Consider the following 19,104-nt stretch of genomic DNA (forward strand, 5'->3'; position numbering starts at 1 on the left):
GAGCAACCATGTACTTCAGGAAAAACAAAGAGATCAACCAACTCGTGCAAGAACTGATTCAGTTTGGCTGGAGCTACGCTAAAGGCCGGCAGTACAAGGTCTTTCCACACGATAGCCGCGGCATGTTTATCGTGACCGGCACGCTTGGGGATCGACATGCTTTTCAGAATTTCCGCCGCGATATGGGACAGCGCCTACGCGGCTTTGCTGAGCGATATCGGGACGCTCGCCAGGAGCTGATGCCATGAGGCCGGTAATCTTGATTTCACTGGATTGGCGTCGACCACAAGACGGTAAAACTGGATTAGGTATCGCATCTATAGCTGCGGCTTTGCGCGCAGCAGATGTGCCATTTCAGATTATCGACGCACAAGTTAATAGCCCGGGTTTCTTACTAGAACACGTGCTCGCTAGTTTGCTGCAGGCGATCAAGCAGGCTGGCCCTGGCTGTCTGGTTGGCTTCGGTACTTTTGTATGGAATGACTCTGAGGTTCGCATTCTGATTCACTTGATTCAGGGCACCGGTGCAGTGGTTGTTCTTGGCGGGCCGCAAATCTCTTATATGGCCAAGGGTCAACTCGAAAACACTTACCCGCAAGCGAAGTATTTCGTTCGTGGCCAGGGCGAGATGGCCATGGTTGCACTGGCCTGCGGTACCACATCCGATGACTGCGGCATCCATGTCGCCGGCACTCCCGATAATGGCAGCAAAGCTGATCACGATCTGCTGACCTTGCCCTCACCTTACCTGTATGAAACAGCTGAATTGCAGAGCAACATCCGCTGGGAAACTCAACGCGGATGCCCTTTCAAGTGTTCCTTTTGTCAGCACCGTGAGCCAGGGAAGCGCCTCAAACATCAGTGGTTTGATGGTCGTCGTCTGGAAAAAGAACTGGACATGTTTGCCGCAGCGAAGGTGAAACGCATATCTGTGCTGGATCCGATTTTCCATACTGATGCAGAGCGCGCCATTCAAATCCTGAATAGCATTAAAGCGGCGGGTGTAACGGCGCATCTTTCTTTGCAATGCCGCTTCGAGACCTGTAGCCCGGACTTTCTGGATGAGCTTGAGGGGCTCAATGTCACGCTGGAGTTCGGACTGCAGACCACAGTAGAGGCTGAATACCTGGCAATCAAAAGACCCAACCATCTGGATATCATTTGCAGCCGCATTCGTCAGTTACATGAACGGCAAATAGACTTTGAGGTTTCACTGATTTACGGCCTGCCCAATCAAACACTGGACAGCTTCCGTAGCAGCGTTGAATGGTGTGTGCAGCGGCGAGTGCCTCGCCTAAGAGCCTGGCCACTGATGCTCCTGAGGGGGACGCCTCTATACGAGCAGAAACAGCTCTATGGCTTCAAGGAAAGCGACGATCAGGCTATTCCTATTGTGGTCTCCAGCAATAGTTTTTCTAAAACGGAGTATGCCGAAATGGCTCGCATCGCTACGTTGCTGGAGGAGAACTGAAATGGCGGGATTTGTTGCTATTGAGGGCCTCGACGGCGTAGGAAAATCCACGGTGCTGAACAAGCTGGCCGAACGCTTCTCCGGCCACGCACTGAGTACCCCTGGGACAGCACTGAGTAGCAGCCGCCCAGCCATATTAGAGGCCTTTGCCCATGATGAGCTTGCCAAGGCGCTGTTCTATACGGCAAGCGTTTCCAGCCAAGGAAGGCATGCACGCAGCCTGGTTGAACGTGGCGAGTGGGTATTTATGGATCGCTATTGGGCCTCGACACTGGCTTATGCAAAAGCTCGCGGTGTATCGGCCGAGCTGGCGCTTTTGGGCCAAAGCCTGATCAAGCCGGACATAACTATATTGCTTCTGCTTGACGAGCCTGACCGCCAACAACGCCTTCTTGCTCGTGGCCCAACAGCAGAGGATAAGGAAACGTTTGATCCCGTCTTTCGCGGGTGCGTAATGGACGAGCTAATGGCGCATGCAGACATCTCACTGAACACAACTCACTTTACCGCGGACGCTTTGGCTATTGAGCTGGAGCAGATGATAAGACGCCCGTCCTGTAGTTGACCAAACATGGTCGTGGCCGGATCGCTGATCATCAGTAAACACAGGGCATGCCAAGCAAATCTTTCGGTGAACTGCTGCCAGCCCCTCTTGGGAAAACTTCAGTCGCGCCACCCATAGAAAACTGACTGGATGGACTCAAAGCAGCTCACCCAAGGCGTGAACCCACCCGAATTTAGTAGGCACTCTTATTGATCCACTTTTGGCCGGAAACGGCCGCTCTGAGCGACCGCTTTATTCTGCAATGGATACGTGCTGCGAGACCGATGAAGTCTCAATCAACCATCACCTCATCCAGCGCCTGCTCAAGCGTGCTCACCGTACGCTCGATATTGTGCAGCTTCTCCAGCCCGAACAACCCGATGCGGAAGGTTTGAAAGTCGGCCGGCTCGTCGCATTGCAACGGCACGCCGGCGGCGATCTGCAGACCGTGGTTGGCAAATTTCTTGCCGTTTTTGATGTCGGAATCGTCGGTGTAACTCACCACCACGCCCGGGGCCTGAAAGCCTTCAGCGGCCACGCTTTTGAAGCCTTTGCCGGTCAACATCGCGCGTACCCGATCGCCCAGCGCCTGTTGCTCGTCGCGAATCTTGTCGAAACCGTAGGCCTTGGTTTCTTTCATCACGTCGTTAAACCGCGCGAGGGAATCGCTGGGCATGGTCGCGTGGTAGGCGTGGCCGCCCTGTTCGTAGGCTTGCATGATTTGCAGCCACTTTTTCAGATCGCAGGCGAAGCTGCTGCTTTGCGTGTGCTCGATGCGCTCAAGGGCCAAAGGGCTGAACATCACCAGTGCGCAGCAAGGGGAGGCGCTCCAGCCTTTCTGCGGGGCGCTGATCAGCAGGTCGACGGCGCATTTGTGCATATCAACCCAAAGCGTGCCCGAGGCGATGCAGTCCAGCACGAACAGACCACCCACCGCATGCACGGCGTCGCCGACGGCCCGCAGGTACTCGTCGGGCAGGATAATCCCGGAGGACGTTTCAACGTGGGGAGCGAAGACTATCTTCGGCTTCTGCGCGGCGATCGCTGCCAGCACTTCGTCCAGCGGCGGCGGGGCGTACGCAGCCTGGTGACCGGCATCGACGGGGCGAGCTTTGAGCACCGTGGTGGCCGCCGGGATGTTGCCCATTTCAAGGATCTGGCTCCAGCGATAACTGAACCAGCCATTGCGTATCACCAGGCATTGCTGGCCAGTCGCAAACTGCCGCGCCACCGCTTCCATACCAAAGGTGCCGCTGCCCGGCACCACGGCAACGCCTTGGGCGTTGTAGACCTGCTTGAGGGTCTGGGAAATGTTCTTCATCACCGCTTGAAAGGACTGCGACATGTGGTTCAGCGAGCGGTCGGTGTAGACCACGGAGTACTCGACCAACCCCTCGGGATCGATACTGGGATAGAGCTTCGACATGGCGTAATTCCTTTGGCAGAGATGTCAGTGGATTCGACCGTGCCTCAAGTGTTGGTAAATGACAAGATTGCCTTGGCTAGAATCGCGACTTCGGTCGATTGGCTGGCATTACCTATGGGCGGCGAGGGACTTTAACGAGGCAGAGCTTTCACAAATGTCATTCGTTATCCAAAATCAGCTCTAGGCTGTGAATCCATACCTCAGAGGCTGAGTACTTCGCGTAATAATGGCTTCTTTCCGCCGGGTTAAGTGTTGAAAAGAATGGAAAGAAGTAATTGTCATTGTAGAAACCTTGAGCCCCCTGCATGTCACCACCCCACCAAGACGCCTCGTACCCTTCGAAGACAACCCATGGAGGAGGAACTGCAAATTTTGTTTCACTCAACAGACTTAAGATTTCCGAGCTATTGGTGACTAGCCGAATCGTTGCGCAGTTAAATTCCTTGTCAGAAACACAAAATAGAAGGTGTTCATTTTTATTTCGATGTTGAAAGTGAGTGACGGTTAGCTCATTGAAAAGCCTTTCATCTAGCATTAGCAAACGTTCATCAATCATCCGTTGCAGAAAAACAACATCGGCCTTGTCCATAATGAAGCACGAGTAATAAGCCTGAATGCCAGCAGGTTCCAATATTGAAACAGGAGGGTAGTCCAATTGTTGTTTGATTGGAGGAAGCTCAGCGCCTCCGAACATAGTGTTTAGCTCTGAAGGTGAATAGCCTAGAACTTGCTCATTAGGGGCGTTTCTAAAAAAACTGTTTACGCGGTCAAGTGAGCGCATGTGTTTTCTCACTTTTGCAGGTAATGCAGGACGCAGGATCGGTAATGCGAGCGGCTGGTTTGCCTGACATCTTAAACATCCTTGTAAAATTAGAATCGGCTGAAGTTTGGCATAAAAGGCAAGCCGCCAACCATACACGCACGGATTCAGGCAGAACGCCTGTTTCAAAAGTAGCCGATACGGAGGTTGGGCCGTAGCTCGATAAGCGTCTGGCCAATTCATCCCATTTGGCAAGGAAGTGTATGCACACATCAATACGGTTAAAGTGCTCACCAATGTCTCCACCAACGTGTGAACGATGAATCCCGCGCTGTTTATTTCTCTCGATGGCCCCAAAGGCACCGGCAAAACCACATTGTTGGAAGCCGTGACGGCAGCCCTGAGGGCCGACAACAAGAAAGTCATTCGCCTGTGCGAGAGAAAAAACGATCCAGACAGGGCTGGCACCATGGCCCTCGTCAATCAACTCGCGAGAGACCCCTCCACGGATCTGGAGTGGGCTATTTGTCAGCGTCTGGCGGATAGCCGCAGCTGGATTTCACAGCAGGTGCTGCCCAAGCAACCGCTGGACAGCATCGTCCTGATTGACCGTTGGTACCCGTCAGACGCGGCGTTTCGCCGAACCGTCCCGTTCGCGGAGATTCTCCAACTGAACATGACGCGAGACGTGCGCGTACCGGATCTGCATGTCGGCGTCGTGACCGATCCTGATATTTCCTGGGCAAGGGCGGCGGCACGCTCCCGGGGGCTGGGCAGCACGGTGATCCACAAGCGCGAAGAACACGTGGCGTGTACCGAGGCGTTCGCGCGAGCGGTGGCGGATCAGGGTTGGGTGTTGTGCCGCAATGAAGGGACGATTGAAGAGGCCGTGGCGCAGGTGGTTGGCGAGATCTATCGGGTTCTTCGGCAGCGCTCCGAGCAGTAGCGCACTTGCTCCCAGCAGCGCGCCCATTTCTTTCTCCAAGTGAACGGAAGGCCGCAGGTCACGCAGGTTTTGACCGGCATCTCGCTCTTTTTCACAACGACTCACCTTGATCGAGTTTGGCGAGCAAGAACTCGCCGCGTTGCCACAGCGCCTGCTGCTTGGCGTCAGGCATGCGGTCGAGGTTTTTATAGAGCATGCCCATGCGCTGATTGCCGCGCAGAAGGTCGCCGTGGCGCATGAGGAAGTGCCAATACAAAGAATTGAAAGGGCAGGCGTCGTCGGTAATGCTTTCGCTCACTTTGTAGGCGCAACCACGACAATAGTCAGACATGCGCTTGATGTACTGGCCGCTCGCACAATAGGGTTTTGAACCCAGATAACCACCATCGGCGTGCATGACCATGCCCAGTGTATTGGGCAGTTCCACCCAGTCGAAGGCATCCATGTAGATCGCCAGATACCAGTCGCATATCTGGCTGGGCGCGATACCCGCGAGCAGGGCGAAATTGCCGGTGACCATCAGCCTTTGGATGTGGTGCGCGTAGGCATGTTCCAGGCTCTGTCCGATGGCCTGGCGCATGCAGTTCATCTGCGTTTTGCCGGTCCAGTAAAACTCTGGAAGCACGCGGGTGTTGCCGAAGACATTGCCTTGCGCGTAGTCGGGCATCTTCAGCCAGTAGACGCCATGGACGTACTCGCGCCAGCCGATCAGTTGCCGAATAAAACCTTCAGCCGCGTTGAGCGGAATGCCGCCCGACCAATAGGCTGATTCGACATCGCTGCAAATCTGCCGAAGATCCAGCAGACCAATATTGAGCGCGGCGCTGATCCGCGCGTGGAACAGAAAGGGTTCGTTGCTGGCCATGGCGTCTTGATAATCGCCGAACGCGGCCAGACCCCAATCGAGAAAGTACTCCCACAATGCCTGTGCGTCGGCGTGCGTCACCGGGTAATCGAACGTCTCGAGCGCGCCGTAGTGGCTGGCGAAGTGTTCGGCCACCAACGCAAGCACCTCTTGGGTAACGGCGTCGGGTTTGAAGCGCACGGGAGGAGGGGGCCGAACGCCCTTGGGCAAGGCTTTGCGATTGTCGGCGTCGTAGTTCCAGGCGCCTCCGACCGGGCTGCCGTCACCGTTGAGTAACAGCCTGCTTTTGCGGCGCATCTCACGGTAAAAGAACTCCATGCGCAGCTGCTTTTTGCCCTGCGCCCAGTCGGAAAATTCGCTCCGTGTGCAAAGAAAGCGAGCATCGCTGTGCCACTGGATGGGCAAGCCGCAATCCTTGATCGATTGCTCGAGGCGCCAGTCACCGCACTCTGTCAGGTGAATCTCACTGGGATTAAGCAGTGCGTGCCAGCGCTGTAATTCGTTCGGCACCGATCCGCTGTTGTCCGGATCCGTCAGCGTGACGTAGTGCACGCGAACGCCACGCTGACGCAAAGCCTCGGCGAAATGCCGCATGGCACTGAAGATCAGCACGATTTTTTGCGGATGGTGGGGGACATGGCTGGCTTCCTCCATCACCTCGACCAGCAGCACTGCATCGTGATCCTGATCGAGGCCTTGCAGGGAGGCGAGGTCGAAAGACAATTGGTCGCCCAAGACCAGGCACAAGCGCCGCGTCGCATTCATCAATCGGAGTCCGTTAAGTTCGAGGTCATCGCCAGGCCGGCAATAAGTTATACAAGGGTAGTCTTCTGTATAGGTATTTGCGAGTCCAGCACGAGGTCAGCAAACAGTGGTTTTCGGCTGCTGAAGCTCATCTCGATGGAACCAATCACCACGCCCGTTCCCCTAATGCTCTGCAGATAGCCTCTCGGCACACGCTCAGGTCGATTCTGAACTCTCCACTTACAGACGAAGGTTTGATGAATTATGAAAAGTGAACAAGTTGAAGGCGTTGCAGAAAAACTTGCTGGCAAGGCGCAGAGCGCAGTCGGGAAATTGATCGGTGATTCAAGGCTGGACGCTGAAGGCGCTGCACGTCAGGCCTCGGGCCAACTGACTAAAACCTACGGCGACACGTTGGACAACGTCTCGACGTTTGTTAAAGAAAAACCAGTGGCTGCACTCGCCATCGGTGCGGCAGTGCTGCTGTTGGTCAACCGCTTTCTGCGTCGTTGAATCACGTAAGGCAGACATAGCGGCTCTTCGGAGCCGCTTTCGTTTTATGATCTCAGCTAACCGAATTGACGGAATCACCCGCGCCCCATGCTCACGAACCTCTGGTATGTCGTTCTGCCCTCGTCGCAATTGACTGGAGGATTGATCCCGGTGCAATTGCTCGGGCAACCGTTTGTGGCGTTCCGTGATGAGGCGGGCGTCGCGCATCTGCTTTCAGATGTGTGCGTGCATCGCGGCGGTTCGCTGTCGGCCGGCAGTAAGGTTGGCAACAGCGTGCAGTGTCCGTATCACGGCTGGCGGTTTGGCGCGGACGGGATCTGCACGCACATACCCGCGCAGCCAGACCTGCGGATTCCGGCGAAGGCTCGCGTCGACGCCTATCCAACGCTGGAACGCTATGGCTGGATCTGGGCGTTTTTAGGTGATCTTCCAGAAGCGGAACGTCCGCCTCTACCAACGCTCGACTGGATCGACGATCCGGCCATTCGGGTGGTCAGTGGTCATTTCGATTGGCAGGCCAGTTGGGATCGAATTATCGAAAACGGCCTTGACTTCGCCCACGCTCCCTTTGTGCATGGCTCGACCTTCGGTGATCCCGATCATCCCGAGATTGAATCGTTCGATGTCGACAGCAACGCGTGGAGCGGCAGCGCACAAATGCTCATGCGCAGGCCCGCGCGCAAGGGGCTGTTGAGGCGCAAATCTTCCACCGAGTTTGTCAGTGTGGTCACTGTTCCGGGTTTTCATTTGTCCGGGCCGTGCACAACGCTGGAGCTCGAATTGCCCAATGGCTGGCGGATCTACATCGTCTCGGCGCACGTGCCGACTGATGCCAACCGCACGCGAACCTGGTGGATGATGGGCAGAACATTCCTGCGCTCGAGGCTGCTGGATCGCCGGTTTATTGCCAGCAATATTCGAATCTTCGAACAAGATCATGCGGTGCTGAAAAACGTACGGCCCGAGCGCGTGCCGGACTCCTTTCAGCAAGAGGTCTCGTTGAAATCCGACGCGCTGCAAATCGCCTTTCGTAAAGACGTGCAGGCACTGGAGCAGCGCGGCTGGCGCATTGATGAAGAACGTCTCGCGCGAATATTTACCGGGCGCAAGGCTTGTGCGGTACCGAGCCCCGAGCGTCGTCAAATCCGCGCCTGGGCAATCGAGCCGATCCCGCTGGTGGACATTACCCACGAGCAGGAATAGCGACTCCTGAAGGCATACATCTTGCTTTGCTAGCAATCAACATAACGATCACTAGCAAAGAGAGAGCCCGCCACCATGATCGCAACCTCCAGCCGTGCGGTGATCTGTACGCCTCATGCCGATGCCAGCGCCGCCGGCCTGCGGATTCTCGACGCGGGCGGCACGGCCATTGATGCCATGCTCGCCGCCAGTGCGATGCTTGCTGCGGTTTTTCCGCACATGACCGGTCTGGGTGGCGATGCCCTATGGATGATCCACGACAGTCAGGTGCGCACCATCGTGGGGATTGGCCAGGCCGGGCAACGTTTGCCCGAGGGCGGAATCATCACCGTGCGCGGCCCGGCGTCGGTCGCCAGCACGGCGGGCGCGATGGCCAGTTGGCAGACGGCGGCGAACATCAGTCGGCATGAATGGGGCTCGCGGCTCGGCTGGGCTGATCTGTTAAGTGACGCCGCGAGCGTAGCCGATGCCGGTGTGCAGGTGTCGCGCTCGCAGCTGTTCTGGCAAACCCTGCGCCAACCCCTGATCGAGCAATTGCCGGATCTGCATCGCCTGTGCAAACACGAAGGACACTGGTTACGCGAGGGCGATACGTTGCGCCAGCCCGAGTTGGCCAACACCCTGCGGCATCTGGCGAAACACGGCGTCGAGGATTTCTACCACGGCGAACTGGCCGAGGCGTTCGGGGCTGCGTTTGATCGCTTGGGCTGCGGTTTGACGACGGCCGATCTGGCGGCAACTCGCGCACCCGAAGTCGCACCGATTTCGGTACGTTATCGCGATGGTCGGCTCTACAACGTCGCACCACCAAGCCAGGGGTTGTACACGCTGCAAGCCATGGCCGCGCTGCAACACAAACCACTGGCGGACGTCGGTAATGGCAGCGCGCTTTACTATCACTATCTGGTCGAAGCGATCAAACAGGGCCTGCTGCGACGCAATGCGCAGTTGTGCGATCCGCTGAGCCAAGCGTGGGATTTCGCCGCCAGTCTTGAAGATGCGCAGATTAAAGCTTATGCCGATGCCATCGACGATCAGCGCGCGGCGCCGTGGAACGAGCCGGGACGCCCGGCCGATACCATCTGGATGGCCGCGACCGATGCGCAGGGCCGTACGGCTTGCCTGATTCAGAGTCTGTTCCATGACTTCGGGTCGGGCTGCATCCTCGGTGACACCGGCGTGCTGTGGCAAAACCGCGCGGCCGGATTTAACGCCAATCCCCAACACGTCAACGGCTGGGCACCGGGCAAGCGTCCGGCGCACACGCTCAACCCGTCCTGCTATCTGGCTGACGATGGCCGCCGCTGGTTCTTCGGCACGCAGGGTGGCGATGGTCAACCGCAAACGCAGATGGTGCTGGCGACGCAACTGATCGACTATCAGCAACCGATTGATCAGGCGTTGCACGCGCCGCGCTTTCTGTTGGGCCGCAGCTTTTTCGACAGCACGGATAACCTCAAACTCGAAGGCGATATGGCTGCGACCACGATTGAAGGCCTCGGCATGCTGGGCCATGAGGTGGAAATCATTCCAGTGCGCAGCCCCATGACCGGCCACGCCGGGATTATTGCGATTGACGCCGAGGGTCGGCGCAGCGCCATGCACGATCCACGGGGGGAGGGCACCGGGCTCGGTCAACCGGACTGATCCTTGCAGCGCACATTTGCCGGGCTCGGGCGGCTGGCGGATAATGCCGCCGATTGCCCGCCAGACACATTGTTGTGGATTGGCCTGCGGCGTTCTGAAAAACAGAGGAAAGGATGGGCTTGAGCACTGTCACCGCCAAACAGCTTGAGGTGCAACGGATCGTCGATGCGCTGTTCAAGGCTATCGCCCAGCATCGCCTGCCGCCCGGCACGCGATTGATCGAAGCGCATATCGTCGAAACCCTGCAAGCCAACCGCAATCATGTGCAGGTGGCGTTGCAGCGTCTGGCGATGCAAAAAGTGGTGACCATCGAAGCCAATCGCGGCGCCATGGTTGCCCAGCCGACGGCACGCGAAGCGCGGGATATTTTCAGCGCCCGGCGCGCCATCGAGCGCGCAATTGTCGAGGCGATCACGCCGCAAACCATGCGCACGCAGCGTCAGCGTATCGCCCAACACATGAACAACGAACGCAAAGCCACCAACGACACCGATCGCCGCGCCATCGTCCGCGAGCTGAGCGAGTTTCACCTGCTGCTCGGCGAGATCAGTGGCAACACGGTGCTCAGCGACATCCTCGCCAATCTGATGGTGCGCAGCTCATTGATCGTCGCGCTGTATCAGCGCAATGACGTGCCGTCGTGTGCGTCCGATGAGCACCAGGAGATCATCACCGCGCTGGAAAATGGCGATAACGCCAAAGCCGTGGCGGTGATGATCGAGCATCTGGATGAACTGGAAGCGCAGCTGGCGCTGGAAGAAACTGCGCCCGCCGAGTTCAACCTCAAGCAGGCGCTGATTGATTAACGCGGTTTGATCAACGTTGCTACTGGGCGACTGAACGTCTGGCGCCCGCCCTTGAAGCCCATCAACGGCGCGCTTATTTCAGCGATCACCGCCGCTGGCGAGGGCGCGTCGAACACGATGAAATCGGCGCGGCAACCTGGCCGCAAGCCGTAATCCTGCAATCGCAGCATCACCGCCGACTCGCTGGAGACCCACGCCAGGCATTGCAGCAGTTCCGCCACCGTGCCCATCTGACTGACGTTGGCGAACAGGTTGGCCTGACGAATCAACGACGCATCGCCATACGGCGTAAACGGGTTACCGATGTTGTTGGTCGAGACCGAGCAGGTCACGCCGCACGCATGCAAATGCGCGAGTGGCGCCAAGCCTCTGGGTTTGTTGTGGAACGCCTCGCGGCCGAGCAAAAACAGATCGGTGCTCGGCAGGCAAGTCACCTGCACGCCTGCTTTGGCCAGATGCAGAGCCAGCACCGTCAGTGGCTCACGGGGCAGCGTCGACAACTTGGTCGCGTGCCCGACGGTGACGCGTCCGCCCCAGCCGTGCAGCTGCGTGCAGCGTGCGACTTCCATGACGGTCATGCCTTCGGTGTTCAGGTCGAAATCCAGGTGCAGATCGAGGTCGCAGTCGTAACGCACCGCCAGCTCAAACAGACGCTGGATCTGCCCATGAGGGTCGCTGTCCATGTACGGGCAGCCGCCAAGCACGGTTGCGCCGCTTTCCAGTGCCTGACACAACAGCGCCTCAGTCCCCGGATTGTTCAGCAGACCCTCCTGGGGAAACACGCAGATTTCCAGACTGATGGCCCAGGCGTAATCAGCCTGCAAACGGCGAATCGCGTTGAACCCGGTCAGACCGATCTGCGGATCCAGCTCGACGTGGGTGCGCATGTGCGTCGTGCCTTGCACGATTGCTTTGTCCAGCACCTGCGCACCACGCTGATAAACATCGTCTTCAGTGAATTCGGCTTTCGCCGCGCGGGTTTGCGTGACGGCTTCAGCCAGGGTGCCTTCCTGCAAATGACAGCGCTGCATGATGCAGGCCTTGTCCAGATGGATATGGGTTTCGATCAGCCCCGGCATCATCATTTGACCGTGCAGATCAAGGATTTCCCAGTGGCTCGCATTCGGACTGAAGCCGTCGACAAAGTAACCGTTCTCAACGTAGAACTCGCTCACGCGGTGATCGCTTCCGAGCCGTGCATTGATGATTTTCAGGGCGCTCATGCGCTGGCCCCTTCACCCAGATAAGCCGCAGCCAGCGCTTTGTCGGCGCGCAGTTCTGCGGAGCCGGCGGCTTTGACGATGATGCCGGTTTCGAGAACGTAAGCACGATCCGCCACTTGCAGCGCGAGGTTGGCCATTTGATCCACGAGCAGGATGGTCACGCCTTCGTCGCGCAGCGCCGCCAGTGCGTCGTACAACTCGCCGATCATCGCGGGCGAAAGACCCAGTGACGGCTCATCGAGCAGCAGGATTTTTGGCTTGGCCATCAGGCCACGGCCCACAGCGACCATTTGTTGTTCGCCGCCGGAAAGCAGCCCGGCAGGGTTGTCGATGCGATCTCGCAGGCGCGGGAAGCGCTTGAGGATGGCCTCGATTTCAGCCTCGGCATCGAAGCTGTCGCGGCGCGAATAGCCGCCGAGCAACAGGTTGTCGCGCACACTCAGATACGGGAAAACCTGACGGCCCTCCGGCACCAGTGCCAGACCTTTCGCGGCGATGGTGCTGGCGTTGGCCAGTTCGATGTTTTCGTTGTCCAGCAAAATACTGCCGCCGCTGGCGCGATGCAGTCCGGCCAGACATTGCAGGATGCTCGATTTGCCCGCGCCGTTCGCGCCAAGAATTGCCACCAGTTCGCCCGGATTAACCAGCAAATTGACCTTGTCGACCACGGCTGACGCGCCGTAATCGATGAGCAGATCCTTGACGTACAAACGCGCATCGCGGCTGCCATTCCACACCTGCTCGCGAGGCGTGGCTTGATACTCGGTACCGCCCAGATAAGCAGCGATGACTTGCGGGTTTTGTCGAATTTCAGCCGGCGGCCCCGAGGCGATAGGCTTGCCGGCGTCGAGCACCAGCAGATGTTCGGACACCGACATGACCAGCGCCATGTCGTGCTCGACCAGAATCACTGTCAGGCCAAAGTCCGCCAGTTTGCGCAGCAGTACCGCCAGATCATCCGTATCACGACGACTGAGGCCCGCGGCCGGTTCATCCAGCAATAACACCGCAGGCGCCGTCGCCAGCGCCCGGGCAATTTCCACCAGACGCCGATCCACATGCGGCAGATCTTCGGCGGAAATATTCACTTCACCGCGATAGCCGACCAGTGCCAACAGATCCAGCGCCAGACTGCGCTGCTCGACTGTGGAAAGGCTGAACGGCAGGCCCATGCGACCCTGCTGCATCGCCACCAGAAGGTTGTCCAACACCGACATTTCGCCGAACAGCAGAGTGGTCTGATACGTGCGGGCAATTCCGGCCCGGGCGCTTTTCCAGGCAGGCAGCCCGGCGAGCGGCTGTTGCAGTTCAATCTGTCCAGAGTCCGGCACATAGAAGCCGCTGATCATATTGAGCACAGTGGTTTTGCCCGCGCCGTTAGGGCCGATGATGCTGGTGATGCTGCCGGCGGGGGCATACAAACTGACGTGTTGCGCGGCCTGTACGCCGCCGAAACGAATACCGATGTCAGTTACCCGCAAGCCTGAGTTCACGCCACGGCTGCGCAGATGCGCGGCGATACGTTGCTCATTGAACTGCGTGGGCGGCAGCAAACGCGTGGGTATGATCCAGCGCCGGGCGAGGGCGCCCAGCAGGCCATTCGGTGCGATCCACAGCACCAACAGCAGCAACGTGGAAAAAATCAGCAACCGATATTCGGCGAAATCCGAGAGCAGTTCCGGCACCAGCACAATCAACAACGCGCCAATCAGCGGCCCGAAGAGCATGCCGCTGCCGCCGACGATCACTGCCAGCACAAACAAAATCGACTGCGAAAACGGAAAGGATTCCGGGTTGATGAACATCAGCAACGGCGCGAGCAAACCACCCGCCAACCCGGTCAACGCCGCCGACAAAGCAAAGGCGAGGGTTTTGCTGATGACCGGATTGAAGCCCAGCGAGCGCGCAGCGATTTCTGAAGCTTTCACCGCGCGCATGGCTTTGCCCCAGCGGCTTTGGCTGAGGCGCTGATAGAAGAGCAGGGCGCCAATCATCAACGCGGCAGCCAACAGGGCAAGCAAAACTGACGGATCAAGCCCGGCGAATTCCGGCATCGGAATGCCCATCAAACCGTTTGAGCCGCCCGTGACGTCACGCCATTCGATCAAACTGTGATGCACGACAAACGCAAAGGCGATGGTGATCATCGCCAAATATGGGCCGCTAACCCGAAGGGCAGGAATCGCCAACAGCGCGCCAATCACCCCAGCCGCGACACCGGCGAGCGGCAGGGCCAGCCATAACGGCCAACCCGCCAAGGTCAGCAGTGCCGACACATAGGCACCGAACGCGTAGAAGGCAATGTGGCCAAAGGAAATCTGCCCGCTCAGGCCGATCAGAATATTCAGGCTCACGCCAACCACTGTCGCCAGCGCGCACAGGGTGAAAACCAGCAGGGAATAGCTGTCCAGCGTGAACGCCATGACCCCAGAAACGACCGCGAGGACGGCGATCAGCAAGGAGGAAAGGTTCTTCATACTTTCACCAATGCCCGGCTGCCGAACAGACCGTTGGGACGAATCGCCAGTGCGACAATCACCAGCGCAAACGTGAATATCTGGGTAAAAGCCGAGCCGAAATACATGGTGATCAGCGCTTCCGTCAGACCAAACAGCAACCCCGCCGTGAACACGCCGCCAGCGCTGGTGATGCCGCCAAGAATCGCCACCGCAAAGGCTTTCAGACCAAACAACATGCCCATTTCCGCGTTGACGCTGAACAGCGGCGCAATCAACAAACCGGCGACGGCGGCAAACACTGTCGAGATCGCAAAAGCGATGGCGACCACACGATTGACGTTGATGCCCATCAGCATCGCTGCACGAGGATTCTGCACGCAGGCTTCCAGCACTTTGCCCAGCCGGGTGTAACGCCGCACCAGATACAACGCCAGCGCAATCGCCGCGCCCGCCAGCGGAATCAGCAATTGCAGGGCACCGACGTTGCTGCCAAACAACTCGACATTCAGATTGGCGAGGCTGCTTTCAAACTGCCGAGGTTCCTTGCCGAAGGTGAACAACGCCAGGTTATCGACCAGAATCCCGCCGGCCACCGTCGCCATCAGCCACGCCTGTGAGCCGCGACTGTGAAACGGCCGCACCAGCCAGCGCTCGATGGCCAAGCCATACAGCGCACAGAGCATCAACGTCAGCGGCAGCGCAAACCACAGCGACCAGCCCCAGTTGATGCAAAAGGTGTAGCCCAACACCGCGCCGACCATCATGGCGCTGCCCTGAGCAAAGTTGACGGTGCGCGAGACGACGTAGGTCAGGTGAAACCCTAACGCCAGCAACGCGTACATGCTGCCGAGGCCCAGCCCGGAGATGATGGCGGCGGTGTACATGGCTTACTCCTTAGGCGCGAGCGGGACGATTTGATCGTTGACGAAATGCGTGAACAGGTAATCGTCCGGCCCTAACGCGTCATGCTTGGTCGGGGTAAACGGTTGCTTGTAGTCCTTGATCAAACCGTCGTATTCGCTGATGGCGTAAAAGCCGTCGCGGATCGCTTTGCCGTCGGTGCTATCGGCTTTTTTGATCGCTTCAACGGCGAGGTGCAGCCCGTCATAAGCATTGGCGATGCCCACCGCCGGGGTGACGTCAGCCAGGGTTTTGATCTGCGGGTAGGCGGTTTTCAATGCGGCCAACAAGGCATCGCCCTTGGCGCTGTTGTGCTCGGTGAACACGTAGGTCTGGATGAAATGCACGCGCCCGGCGTTCGGCCCCGCGAGTTCGCCGAAGCGGCCACCGGCCGGGCCCCAGTGCGAAACGACCGGCACGTCCCAGCCCATGCGATCCAGAGACTTCACGACTTGCGCGGAAGGGCTGACATTACCGACGAGGAGGAGGGTGTCGGCACCGGCGTTTTTCAAGCGAGTGAGTTGCGGAACGACGTCGAGATCGCTGTCCTGAATCCGCTCGACACCGGCGTTGGCCATGCCGCGTTTTTCCAGCGCAAGCTTGAAGCCCGCCTCGTTGGACTCGCCCCACGGATTGTTGATGAGGATCATCCCCGGCTTCTTCATGCCGTGGTCGACGCCATATTTCACCAGCGCCTCATCCACCAGTTCATCGACAGCGGAAACCCGGAACACATAGTTATCGGCCGCGCCGTTCTCAGTGATTTTCGTACCCGCTGCCCAGATGCCCATGAACGGCACTTTCATCTGATTAACCAGCGGCACTATCGCCAGCGAAACCGGCGTATCGAGACCACCAAACAGTACGGCGACTTTCTCGCGCTGCACCAGTTCGCGCGCGGCGAGGATGCCCTTCGACGGATTGCTTTCATCGTCGCGACGCACCAATTCCAGCGGACGGCCGAGCACGCCGCCGCTGGCATTGACCTCATTGATCGCCATGGTCAAACCCCGGGTCAGGGCTTCACCGGATTTGGCCGACTGCCCGGAAAGGGCGGCGACCAAACCGACCTTGATCGGCGGCTCGGCCGCTTGCGCGCCACCGAACATTGCCATATTGAGCGTGACTGCCGCAGCCACGGGAAACAGCAGACGTTGCAGGTTTTGAAACCGAGTTGCCATGGGTGATTCTCCTGATTGCTAGCAGTTACGGATTTATTGCTAGCAAGGAGGGTGCCACTCGGATTTTCCTTGGAAACTACAATGTTTACGGGGTGCTCACGGAGTGATTGCGCTCCAAATGAAGGCGAATTGCACCATGGCGAGGCGCCGGGCCATTTGGCTATTTGATTTTTCCGACCTGTCTGGGGGATCGAGGCGCCTTCGCCAAGACCAATGCAACGAAATCCACCTCCGGGCCTCATACATAAATGAATCGGGCGGTGTCGCTGTGCTGGATGCAAGGCCCGATCGCAGGCTCACTCCAATGAGAGGCAATGGTTTTCATGACGACGGCTGAACAGAACCAAGTGGCGTGGTTGGTCGAACAATCCATGCTTCATGCCGCAAGGCAGCGGGCCAAACTCTATTCGGGACAGGGCCGCTTGTGGCAGCAGCCCTACGCCCATACCCGGCCTCGGGACGCTTCGGCTTTGGCTTCGGTCTGGTTTACCGCGTATCCGGCCTCCATCGTCACCCGTGAAAACGGCACCGTGCTGGAGGCCTTGGGCGATGAAGTTTTGTGGCACCTGCTCTCGAAAATCGGCATTCAGGGCATCCATAACGGGCCGCTGAAAAAGTCCGGGGGCCTGCGGGGCACTGAGCACACGCCGACCATCGACGGCAATTTCGACCGCATCAGTTTCGACATCGACCCGCAACTGGGCACCGAGGCGCAGCTGCAGGCGCTGACCCGCATGGCCGCTGCGCACAACGCCGTAGTCATCGATGATGTGATCCCGTCGCATACCGGCAAGGGCGCGGATTTTCGTCTGGCTGAGATGGCCTATGAAGATTATCCGGGCCTCTATCACATGGTCGAAATCCGTGAGGAGGACTGGCCGCTGCTGCCTGATGTGGCAGAGGGGCGTGACGCGCAAAACCTCAGCCCGCAGCAGGTTGATGCGCTGCGCGACAAGCATTACATCGTCGGCCAGTTGCAACGGGTGATCTTCTTCGAACCGGGAGTCAAGGAAACCGACTGGAGCGCGACGTCGATCGTCATGGGTGTCGATGGCAAGCCGCGCCGCTGGGTGTACTTGCATTATTTCAAGGAAGGCCAGCCGTCGTTGAACTGGCTGGATCCGACCTTTGCCGCGCAGCAGATGATCATCGGCGATGCGCTGCACGCCATCGACGTGATGGGCGCGAAAATCCTCCGTCTCGATGCCAACGGTTTTCTCGGTGTGGAGCGCAAGCTCGACGGCACTGCGTGGTCGGAAAGCCATCCGCTGTCGATCACCGGCAACCAATTGCTGGGCGGGGCGATTCGCAAGGCCGGCGGCTTCAGCTTTCAGGAATTGAATTTGACGGTTGACGACATCGCTGCCATGTCTCACGGCGGCGCCGATCTCTCCTACGATTTCATCACCCGGCCGGCCTACCAGCACGCGTTGCTGATGGGCGATACCGAATTCCTGCGCCTGATGCTGCGCCAGATGCACACACTCGGCATCGACCCGGGCTCGCTGATCCATGCCTTGCAGAACCATGACGAACTGACGCTGGAACTGGTGCATTTCTGGACGTTGCATGCCCACGACACCTATCTGTTCCAGGGCCAGACATTCCCCGGCAACATCTTGCGCGAACACATCCGTGAACAGATGTACGAACGCCTGACCGGCGAACACGCCCCCTACAATCACAAGTTCGTGACCAACGGCGTGTCCTGCACCACCGCCAGTATCATCACCGCCGCCCTTGGCATTCGCGACCTCGATGCAATCACCGCTGCGGATATTCAGCAGATCAAACAAATCCATTTGCTGCTGGTGATGTACAACGCGATGCAACCCGGGGTGTTCGCGTTGTCGGGGTGGGATCTTGTCGGTGCACTACCTTTGCCGGCAGAGCAGGTCGAGCATCTGATGGGCGATGGCGATACCCGCTGGATTCATCGTGGTGCCTACGATCTGGTGGATCTGAACCCGGAGGCGTCGCTGTCAGCGGGGCTCATGCCGCGTTCGAAATCCTTGTACGGCAGCCTGCCTGCGCAAATGCAGGATCCGGATTCGTTTGCCTCGCAACTGCAGCGAATTCTCTCGGCGCGCCGGGCCTACGATATTGCCGCCAGTCGGCAGATTCTGGTTCCGGACGTTGAACACCCGGGGTTGCTGATCATGGTTCACGAACTGCCTGCGGGCAAAGGCACGCAGATCACCGCCCTGAACTTCGGCGCGACACCGATTACTGAAACCCTGCACTTGCCCAACATTGCCCCGGGGCCGGTGGTCGACATCATCAACGAGCGGGTCGAAGGTGACCTTACGCCCGAGGGTGAATTCACCATTGTTCTCGATGCCTATGAAGGCTTGGCGCTGCGGGTCGTTAGTAGTTCGCCGATGATCTAGGACTTTGCCGCTAGCGGGTGTTGTCG

General features: G+C 58.4%; 17 protein-coding genes. 9 read left to right on the forward strand and 8 right to left on the reverse strand.

The annotated features are described in order from the left end of the window. The first annotated feature begins 8 nt into the window (after nt 1–8). The 3 genes from ACIP1X_RS00505 to ACIP1X_RS00515 are packed head-to-tail and all read left to right on the forward strand — an operon-like array spanning nt 9 to nt 2,036. Nucleotides 9–248 carry a hypothetical protein gene (locus ACIP1X_RS00505; protein WP_282351772.1) on the forward strand — a complete coding sequence of 80 codons (240 nt, stop codon included), beginning with the start codon at nt 9–11 and terminating at the stop codon, nt 246–248. Continuing rightward, nucleotides 245–1,471 carry a B12-binding domain-containing radical SAM protein gene (locus ACIP1X_RS00510; protein ID WP_282351774.1) on the forward strand — a complete coding sequence of 409 codons (1,227 nt, stop codon included), beginning with the start codon at nt 245–247 and terminating at the stop codon, nt 1,469–1,471. Before ACIP1X_RS00505 ends, ACIP1X_RS00510 begins: the two co-directional genes overlap by 4 nt. A 1-nt stretch (nt 1,472) precedes the next feature. Next, complete coding sequence (locus tag ACIP1X_RS00515) at nt 1,473–2,036, forward strand: AAA family ATPase (protein ID WP_282351776.1); 564 nt, start codon at nt 1,473–1,475, stop codon at nt 2,034–2,036. A 271-nt stretch (nt 2,037–2,307) separates the two neighbouring features. On the opposite strand, the gene ACIP1X_RS00520 is transcribed toward ACIP1X_RS00515, so the two are convergent. Beyond that, nucleotides 2,308–3,441 carry an aminotransferase class V-fold PLP-dependent enzyme gene (locus tag ACIP1X_RS00520; protein WP_400748271.1) on the reverse strand — a complete coding sequence of 378 codons (1,134 nt, stop codon included), beginning with the start codon at nt 3,439–3,441 and terminating at the stop codon, nt 2,308–2,310. A gap of 157 nt (nt 3,442–3,598) precedes the next feature. Next, nucleotides 3,599–4,495 carry a hypothetical protein gene (locus ACIP1X_RS00525; protein ID WP_400748278.1) on the reverse strand — a complete coding sequence of 299 codons (897 nt, stop codon included), beginning with the start codon at nt 4,493–4,495 and terminating at the stop codon, nt 3,599–3,601. Between the two features lie 25 nt (nt 4,496–4,520). Here ACIP1X_RS00525 and ACIP1X_RS00530 point away from each other — a divergent pair, with 25 nt between their 5' ends. After that, on the forward strand, nt 4,521–5,147 hold the full coding sequence (locus tag ACIP1X_RS00530; RefSeq protein WP_400748280.1) for a dTMP kinase: 627 nt from the start codon (nt 4,521–4,523) through the stop codon (nt 5,145–5,147). Here ACIP1X_RS00530 and ACIP1X_RS00535 read toward each other — a convergent pair. Both ACIP1X_RS00535 and ACIP1X_RS00540 read right to left on the reverse strand, forming a co-directional pair. Beyond that, nucleotides 5,114–5,242, reverse strand: a complete 129-nt coding sequence (locus ACIP1X_RS00535; RefSeq protein ID WP_400748282.1) for a DUF2256 domain-containing protein — start codon at nt 5,240–5,242, stop codon at nt 5,114–5,116. The two genes, ACIP1X_RS00530 and ACIP1X_RS00535, sit on opposite strands and share 34 nt — an antisense overlap. After that, nucleotides 5,239–6,777 carry a cryptochrome/photolyase family protein gene (locus tag ACIP1X_RS00540; RefSeq protein ID WP_400748285.1) on the reverse strand — a complete coding sequence of 513 codons (1,539 nt, stop codon included), beginning with the start codon at nt 6,775–6,777 and terminating at the stop codon, nt 5,239–5,241. The genes ACIP1X_RS00535 and ACIP1X_RS00540 overlap by 4 nt, the downstream gene beginning before the upstream one ends. Before the next feature lie 243 nt (nt 6,778–7,020). Between ACIP1X_RS00540 and ACIP1X_RS00545 the strand changes: the two genes are divergently transcribed. From ACIP1X_RS00545 to ACIP1X_RS00560, 4 genes are all read left to right on the forward strand, one after another. After that, nucleotides 7,021–7,269 carry a CsbD family protein gene (locus tag ACIP1X_RS00545; protein ID WP_053120194.1) on the forward strand — a complete coding sequence of 83 codons (249 nt, stop codon included), beginning with the start codon at nt 7,021–7,023 and terminating at the stop codon, nt 7,267–7,269. A gap of 87 nt (nt 7,270–7,356) precedes the next feature. Next, nucleotides 7,357–8,472: a Rieske 2Fe-2S domain-containing protein gene (locus tag ACIP1X_RS00550; RefSeq protein ID WP_400748288.1), complete on the forward strand. Its 1,116-nt coding sequence runs from the start codon at nt 7,357–7,359 to the stop codon at nt 8,470–8,472. A gap of 75 nt (nt 8,473–8,547) precedes the next feature. Then, the gene (locus ACIP1X_RS00555; protein WP_400748291.1) at nt 8,548–10,119 is read left to right on the forward strand and encodes a gamma-glutamyltransferase family protein; all 1,572 of its coding nucleotides are present in this window, start codon (nt 8,548–8,550) and stop codon (nt 10,117–10,119) included. Between the two features lie 113 nt (nt 10,120–10,232). Beyond that, nucleotides 10,233–10,925 (forward strand): GntR family transcriptional regulator, encoded by a 693-nt coding sequence (locus ACIP1X_RS00560; RefSeq protein ID WP_053120200.1) that lies wholly within the window; start codon nt 10,233–10,235, stop codon nt 10,923–10,925. On the opposite strand, the gene ACIP1X_RS00565 is transcribed toward ACIP1X_RS00560, so the two are convergent. Genes ACIP1X_RS00565 through ACIP1X_RS00580 form a run of 4 tightly spaced genes read right to left on the reverse strand, consistent with a single transcriptional unit; the run spans nt 10,922 to nt 16,688 of the window. Beyond that, a complete protein-coding gene (locus ACIP1X_RS00565) occupies nt 10,922–12,148 on the reverse strand; it encodes an amidohydrolase family protein (RefSeq protein WP_400748294.1) in 1,227 nt (408 codons plus the stop codon). The genes ACIP1X_RS00560 and ACIP1X_RS00565 overlap by 4 nt on opposite strands. After that, nucleotides 12,145–14,625, reverse strand: a complete 2,481-nt coding sequence (locus tag ACIP1X_RS00570; protein ID WP_400748296.1) for an ATP-binding cassette domain-containing protein — start codon at nt 14,623–14,625, stop codon at nt 12,145–12,147. Before ACIP1X_RS00570 ends, ACIP1X_RS00565 begins: the two co-directional genes overlap by 4 nt. Beyond that, nucleotides 14,622–15,491, reverse strand: a complete 870-nt coding sequence (locus ACIP1X_RS00575) for a branched-chain amino acid ABC transporter permease (RefSeq protein WP_400748299.1) — start codon at nt 15,489–15,491, stop codon at nt 14,622–14,624. The genes ACIP1X_RS00570 and ACIP1X_RS00575 overlap by 4 nt, the downstream gene beginning before the upstream one ends. Before the next feature lie 3 nt (nt 15,492–15,494). Continuing rightward, nucleotides 15,495–16,688, reverse strand: coding sequence for an ABC transporter substrate-binding protein (locus ACIP1X_RS00580; RefSeq protein ID WP_400748302.1), 1,194 nt, complete (start codon nt 16,686–16,688; stop codon nt 15,495–15,497). A gap of 323 nt (nt 16,689–17,011) precedes the next feature. Between ACIP1X_RS00580 and treS the strand changes: the two genes are divergently transcribed. After that, nucleotides 17,012–19,078, forward strand: a complete 2,067-nt coding sequence (gene treS / locus ACIP1X_RS00585; protein WP_400748957.1) for a maltose alpha-D-glucosyltransferase — start codon at nt 17,012–17,014, stop codon at nt 19,076–19,078. The last annotated feature ends 26 nt before the right edge of the window (nt 19,079–19,104 follow it).

The sequence above is a fragment of the Pseudomonas sp. NPDC088885 genome, assembly GCF_044750025.1.
Lineage (GTDB): Bacteria > Pseudomonadota > Gammaproteobacteria > Pseudomonadales > Pseudomonadaceae > Aquipseudomonas > Aquipseudomonas rustica.

Coding starts and splice junctions, on each gene's coding strand:
- ACIP1X_RS00570 (WP_400748296.1), bottom strand. CDS start 14,625: ATGAAGAACCTTTCCTCCTTGCTGATCGCCGTCCTCGCGGTCGTTTCT.
- treS (WP_400748957.1), top strand. CDS start 17,012: ATGACGACGGCTGAACAGAACCAAGTGGCGTGGTTGGTCGAACAATCC.
- ACIP1X_RS00580 (WP_400748302.1), bottom strand. CDS start 16,688: ATGGCAACTCGGTTTCAAAACCTGCAACGTCTGCTGTTTCCCGTGGCT.
- ACIP1X_RS00530 (WP_400748280.1), top strand. CDS start 4,521: ATGAATCCCGCGCTGTTTATTTCTCTCGATGGCCCCAAAGGCACCGGC.
- ACIP1X_RS00575 (WP_400748299.1), bottom strand. CDS start 15,491: ATGTACACCGCCGCCATCATCTCCGGGCTGGGCCTCGGCAGCATGTAC.
- ACIP1X_RS00545 (WP_053120194.1), top strand. CDS start 7,021: ATGAAAAGTGAACAAGTTGAAGGCGTTGCAGAAAAACTTGCTGGCAAG.
- ACIP1X_RS00520 (WP_400748271.1), bottom strand. CDS start 3,441: ATGTCGAAGCTCTATCCCAGTATCGATCCCGAGGGGTTGGTCGAGTAC.
- ACIP1X_RS00555 (WP_400748291.1), top strand. CDS start 8,548: ATGATCGCAACCTCCAGCCGTGCGGTGATCTGTACGCCTCATGCCGAT.
- ACIP1X_RS00565 (WP_400748294.1), bottom strand. CDS start 12,148: ATGAGCGCCCTGAAAATCATCAATGCACGGCTCGGAAGCGATCACCGC.
- ACIP1X_RS00540 (WP_400748285.1), bottom strand. CDS start 6,777: ATGAATGCGACGCGGCGCTTGTGCCTGGTCTTGGGCGACCAATTGTCT.
- ACIP1X_RS00510 (WP_282351774.1), top strand. CDS start 245: ATGAGGCCGGTAATCTTGATTTCACTGGATTGGCGTCGACCACAAGAC.
- ACIP1X_RS00560 (WP_053120200.1), top strand. CDS start 10,233: ATGGGCTTGAGCACTGTCACCGCCAAACAGCTTGAGGTGCAACGGATC.
- ACIP1X_RS00505 (WP_282351772.1), top strand. CDS start 9: ATGTACTTCAGGAAAAACAAAGAGATCAACCAACTCGTGCAAGAACTG.
- ACIP1X_RS00550 (WP_400748288.1), top strand. CDS start 7,357: ATGCTCACGAACCTCTGGTATGTCGTTCTGCCCTCGTCGCAATTGACT.
- ACIP1X_RS00515 (WP_282351776.1), top strand. CDS start 1,473: ATGGCGGGATTTGTTGCTATTGAGGGCCTCGACGGCGTAGGAAAATCC.